The sequence below is a fragment of the Muriicola sp. genome (assembly GCF_041567615.1).
In the GTDB taxonomy this organism is placed as follows: domain Bacteria; phylum Bacteroidota; class Bacteroidia; order Flavobacteriales; family Flavobacteriaceae; genus Muriicola.
In genome coordinates this window covers 1-4,863 of sequence record NZ_JBFGBM010000190.1, presented here as the reverse complement: position 1 = coordinate 4,863, position 4,863 = coordinate 1, and the positions used below count along the sequence as shown (strand labels likewise).

The window sequence follows — 4,863 nt, the reverse complement described above, 5'->3', positions numbered from 1 at the left end:
TAAAGGCCTACCAGTTTACCCCTGTTTTTGGCCGGGGCTATCTCCGAGATGTAGGTTGGGGCTGCCACGGTTGAGGCGCCTACACCCAGGCCGCCGAGAAACCTGAAGATCGCAAAGGTCACCGGATCATTGGCGAATGCCGAGCCCAGGGCAGAAACGGTGTAAAGTACACCTATCCACACCAGGGTTTTTTTTCTTCCCATTTGGTTCGTCGGGAAGCCTCCCAGCAGGGCGCCGACCACGGTTCCCCACAGAGCCATACCGATGACCACTATGCCGTGAAAACTGTCGGACGACTGCCACAGGGTTTGCAGCGTTTTTTCCGCTCCGGAGATCACCACAGTGTCGAATCCAAATAAAAATCCGGCCAGGGCCGCCGTGACAGAAAAGCGCAGAATCTTCCGGTCCATACCTGCAGGTTTCCTGTAAATCTAGGAAAAATTAATTGTCAAATCCCTTCAGGACCCGGGGATTCAAAATTTCATATGGTTTTTGAGGTGGTCCGTGATCTTTTTGGTGGCCCCTTTTCGAGAGGCTACATAGTGGGCGTTGATCTTACCCTGCCGTTCACGGGCCTTTTCATCCCCTACAAGCTCATGAATCCTGGCAGAAAATGTTTCCGGGCCGTCCACAACAGAGATGCCGCCCAGTTCCACAAGCTCTTCGGCTTCGGAAAATCCATGGTACTTCGGACCCGTGAGTACCGGGATACCAAAGACGGCGGGTTCCAGCGTATTGTGGAGTCCTGTTGCAAACCCGCCCCCTACGTAGGCCAGGTCTGCATAGGAATACACCTTGGTAAGCAGGCCGATCGTATCCAGCACCAGGACATCGTACCCGGAAGCGTCCTGCTCCCCCATTTCTGAATAGAACAGCGTTTTCCCGGGTAGCTTTTCCCGGAGTGCGTTCAAATGTGCCTCCTTGATGTCGTGGGGGGCAATCAGGATTTTGAGACCGGGTGGTGGATCCTGTAAAAAGGGGAGGAGCAAGGCTTCATCCTCCGGCCAGGTGCTGCCGAGAACGAAACAGAGGTCCTTTCCCTTGAAATCATCCATAAAACCAAGGGTGTTGTCGCGCTCCAGGATCTCGCTTACACGATCAAAACGGGTATCCCCGGAAAGGGTTACCTCATGGATTTTCAACCCCTCCAGTAATTGGACAGACCTTTCATCCTGTACAAAATAGTGGGAGAATTTCCTCAAGGCCTTCCTCATAAATCCTCCGTAACCTTTAAAAAATACCTGGTCCGGTGTGAATCTCCCGGAGATCAGTACCGCAGGAATTTCCCTTTGGGACAGTCCCTTAAGGTAGTTGGGCCAGATCTCATACTTCACAAAAAGGGCGATCTCGGGTCTGGTCAAATCCAGGAATTTTTCGGCATTACTCCTGATGTCGACAGGCAGGTAGGTTATAAAATCTGCCTCCCGTGAATTCTTTTTGACCTCATATCCGGAAGGGGAGAAAAAAGTGACCAGTACCTTATGACGGGGGTAGGTGTCTTTGAGGGCCTTGATCACCGGTAACCCCTGTTCAAACTCCCCAAGCGAAGCCGTGTGCACCCAGATGAGGCGATCGCCTTTCCGAATGTTCTTGCCGAGATGCCCGAAAACTCTGTGACGGCCCTTTACGAACAGCTTCAATTTTGGGTTGAAGAAGGCGGCGATCTTCAGGAATTGCCAGGTGATGTAGATCAGAAGATTATACAGGGAATACACAGGGCCTTCATTTGTCGCTAAAATAAGCTTCTTTGGGGAATTACATTGGCCGCCGTTCCGTAATTTCGTAATATTGCGTGCATAGATTCTGGCATGAAAAAGATACAAATGGTTGACCTTACGGGTCAGTATGAAGACATTCGGGAGGAAGTTAACAAGTCCATCCAGCAGGTCATGGAAACCGCAGCGTTCATCAACGGTCCTGAGGTCCACGGTTTTCAAAAAGAACTCGAAAATTACTTAGGCGTAAAGCACGTAATTCCTTGTGCCAATGGGACGGATGCCCTTCAGATCGCGATGATGGGTCTCGGGCTGAAACCCGGGGATGAGGTGATCACCGCAGATTTCACTTTCGCTGCCACCGTGGAGGTCATCGCCCTGCTCGGGCTGACCCCGGTTTTGGTGGATGTGGATGCCGAGACTTTCAACATCGACCCGGAGGCAGTCAAAAAAGCGATTACCCCCAAGACCAAAGCCATTGTTCCTGTACACCTCTTTGGGCAGTGCGCCCCCATGGATGAACTCCTAGCCATTGCCGAAGAAAACGGGCTTTTCCTGATCGAGGATAATGCCCAGGCCATAGGTGCCACGCATACGTTCAAGGATGGGAGCAAGAAGATGGCCGGAACTATGGGTCACGTGGCGGCAACCTCTTTCTTTCCATCCAAAAACCTGGGATGCTACGGCGACGGAGGGGCGATTTTTACGAATGATGATGACCTCGCCCATTTTATAAGAGGGATCGTGAACCACGGTATGTACGAGAGGTACCACCACGATGTGATCGGGGTGAATTCCCGCCTGGATTCTATTCAGGCTGCCGTCCTTCGGGCAAAATTACCCCGCCTGGACGACTATTGCCGCAGGAGGAGGGAGGCTGCGAGGAAATACAACGAAGCCTTTAAGGGGAACAGCGACCTGATCCTCCCCAAAACAGTAAACAATTGCGATGGGATATGTCCTACATGCGACTGCCATGTGTTCCATCAATACACCCTGAGGATCACCAACGGTAAAAGGGATGCCCTGGCAGCACACCTGTCTGAGAAAGGAATCCCATTCGGGATCTACTACCCCATCCCATTGCACAGGCAAAAAGCCTATGCGGACCCCCGATACAGGGAAGCCGATTTCCCGGTCACTAACCAGCTGGTGAAGGAGGTGATCTCCCTGCCCATGCACACCGAACTGGACGACGACCAGATCGAATTTATAACTACGACTGTCCTGAATTATATATAAATCGATATGAAGATACTGGTAACCGGAGGCCTTGGGTTCATAGGCTCGCATACTGTTGTGGAGCTGCAGCAGGAAGGGTATGAAGTGGTGATCATCGACAACTGCTCCAATGCTTCGGAGGACGTTCTGGAGGGTATCACCGCCATCACCGGGAAAAGACCTCTTTTTGAAAAAATGGACCTGAGGGATAAAGCCGATGTGATCAGTTTCTTCGATCGACATTCGGATGTGGCGGGAGTCATACACTTTGCAGCGTCCAAAGCAGTGGGGGAGAGTGTGGAAAAACCCCTGTTGTACTATGAGAACAACCTTACTACCCTGGTCTACCTGCTGCAACAACTTGCAAAAAAGAAAAAGGCCCATTTTATTTTCAGCTCTTCCTGTACGGTGTATGGCCAGGCCGATGAAATGCCCATCACGGAGAACGCCCCGGTAAAACCCGCTGAATCGCCTTACGGGAATACAAAGCAGATAGGGGAGGAGATCATACGCGACACCTGCGGGGTCAGTCCGCAGTTACAGGCCATCTCCCTGCGGTATTTCAATCCGATGGGAGCCCATCCCAGTGCGGAGATCGGGGAGTTACCCCTGGGGGTTCCGCAGAACCTCGTTCCTTTTATAACCCAGACCGGGATCGGGCTCAGGGAACAACTTTCAGTCTTCGGGGATGATTACCCCACGGAAGACGGAACCTGTATCCGGGATTATATCCACGTGGTGGATCTGGCCCGTGCTCATGTAGTGGCGCTTCAACGATTGTTGGAAGGGAAGAACGAGGAGAATTACGAGGTATTCAATGTGGGGACCGGTACCGGAAGTTCAGTGATGGAAGTCATTCGCAGTTTCGAAAGGGTCTCTGGCACAAAATTGAATTTCAAAGTGGTAGGAAGAAGGGCCGGAGATGTGATTCAGGCCTATGCCGATACTTCACTGGCGAATCGGGTCCTGGGCTGGAAAGCCGAGTCGACCCTGGACGAGGCCATGCGCTCCGCCTGGAAATGGGAGCAGAAGATCAGGTCCTGAGTACTTTCAGGATAGGCCGCAAAGAACATCTGTTTCGTATATAATGTATGGGAAATGAATTGAGCAACAGTGCTGAAGTGCTGAAGAGGGCCGCTTCCCTTGACCTCTACCACAAACTGGTGGTTCAGCTGAAAAAGGATTTCGCCTTGGCCAACATCCCTTTCCATCCTTTGGAGGAAATATCACCTTCAGAACTCATCTCCCTGCTCAGGGAAAAGATCTATGTCCTGCTTATGGAACAATTCCCCGAGTATCTCAACCTGCTGTACATCATCGATGTACCTGAAAAGTCATTTTCCGGGGGCGACACCAAGGACGCAGCAGACATGGCAGACGAGGCCGCGTACCTGATCCTGAAAAGAGAGTGGCAAAAAGTCTGGTTCAAGGATTCCTACAAGGGAGGAAGTTCGTAAAACGTTAAAAGAAGACCCTGATAAAGGGGATCCAGGGATCAGCATAGATACTTTTATCCTCGTCGTAGAGGACATCGTAACGAATCCCAAACGTGACCGGTCCCGAATTGTAACCTATCCCGAGAAAGAGCATGGGCAACCAGTAATCATCCTCAACGGGTACGGGGTTGAATTGATATTTCCGGTGGACGCGTAATTGTTCGAATTCGGAGGAAAGTTGGAGTCCCCTCACTGGAGTGAAATAGGCCAAAGCACCTGCTCCATAAGCTGTGAACCTGTCTTCCCCAAACCTGGCATAGGAGAAACTGACATTCGTGCCCAGGGCCACGTTAGGATTCACGGGGTAAATGGCTGCGGGGGAGGCGATGAAATTAAAGGAATTGTTCCCAAAACCGAGTCCGATGGCGCCCCCGTATCTCATCTTGCTCCAAAAAGGGCTGCCGGAGGGAATTCCCTGGGCGTTGAGGTAT

6 protein-coding genes are annotated in these 4,863 nt (G+C 51.6%); 3 read left to right on the top strand and 3 right to left on the bottom strand.

The window, feature by feature from the left end:
• Together ABYP73_RS11455 and ABYP73_RS11450 are read right to left on the bottom strand one after the other, a co-directional pair.
• A partial coding sequence (locus ABYP73_RS11455; RefSeq protein WP_372974417.1) for an MFS transporter occupies positions 1 to 410 on the bottom strand: 410 nt, incomplete at its 3' end.
• 63 nt (positions 411 to 473) lie between these two features.
• Positions 474 to 1,715: a 3-deoxy-D-manno-octulosonic acid transferase gene (locus tag ABYP73_RS11450; RefSeq protein ID WP_372974416.1), complete on the bottom strand. Its 1,242-nt coding sequence runs from the start codon at positions 1,713 to 1,715 to the stop codon at positions 474 to 476.
• Between the two features lie 93 nt (positions 1,716 to 1,808).
• On the opposite strand from ABYP73_RS11450, the gene ABYP73_RS11445 reads away from it, so the two are divergent.
• From ABYP73_RS11445 to ABYP73_RS11435, 3 genes are read left to right on the top strand one after another with little or no spacing between them, the layout of a single operon-like run.
• Positions 1,809 to 2,957, top strand: a complete 1,149-nt coding sequence (locus ABYP73_RS11445) for a DegT/DnrJ/EryC1/StrS family aminotransferase (protein WP_372974415.1) — start codon at positions 1,809 to 1,811, stop codon at positions 2,955 to 2,957.
• Between the two features lie 6 nt (positions 2,958 to 2,963).
• The gene (gene galE, locus ABYP73_RS11440; RefSeq protein ID WP_372974414.1) at positions 2,964 to 3,980 is read left to right on the top strand and encodes a UDP-glucose 4-epimerase GalE; all 1,017 of its coding nucleotides are present in this window, start codon (positions 2,964 to 2,966) and stop codon (positions 3,978 to 3,980) included.
• Positions 3,981 to 4,027: 47 nt separating this feature from the next.
• On the top strand, positions 4,028 to 4,393 hold the full coding sequence (locus ABYP73_RS11435; protein ID WP_372946397.1) for a hypothetical protein: 366 nt from the start codon (positions 4,028 to 4,030) through the stop codon (positions 4,391 to 4,393).
• A gap of 4 nt (positions 4,394 to 4,397) precedes the next feature.
• Here ABYP73_RS11435 and ABYP73_RS11430 read toward each other — a convergent pair.
• Positions 4,398 to 4,863, bottom strand: a 466-nt coding sequence (locus tag ABYP73_RS11430) for an alpha-ketoglutarate decarboxylase (protein ID WP_372974413.1), incomplete at its 5' end; no start/stop codon positions are given.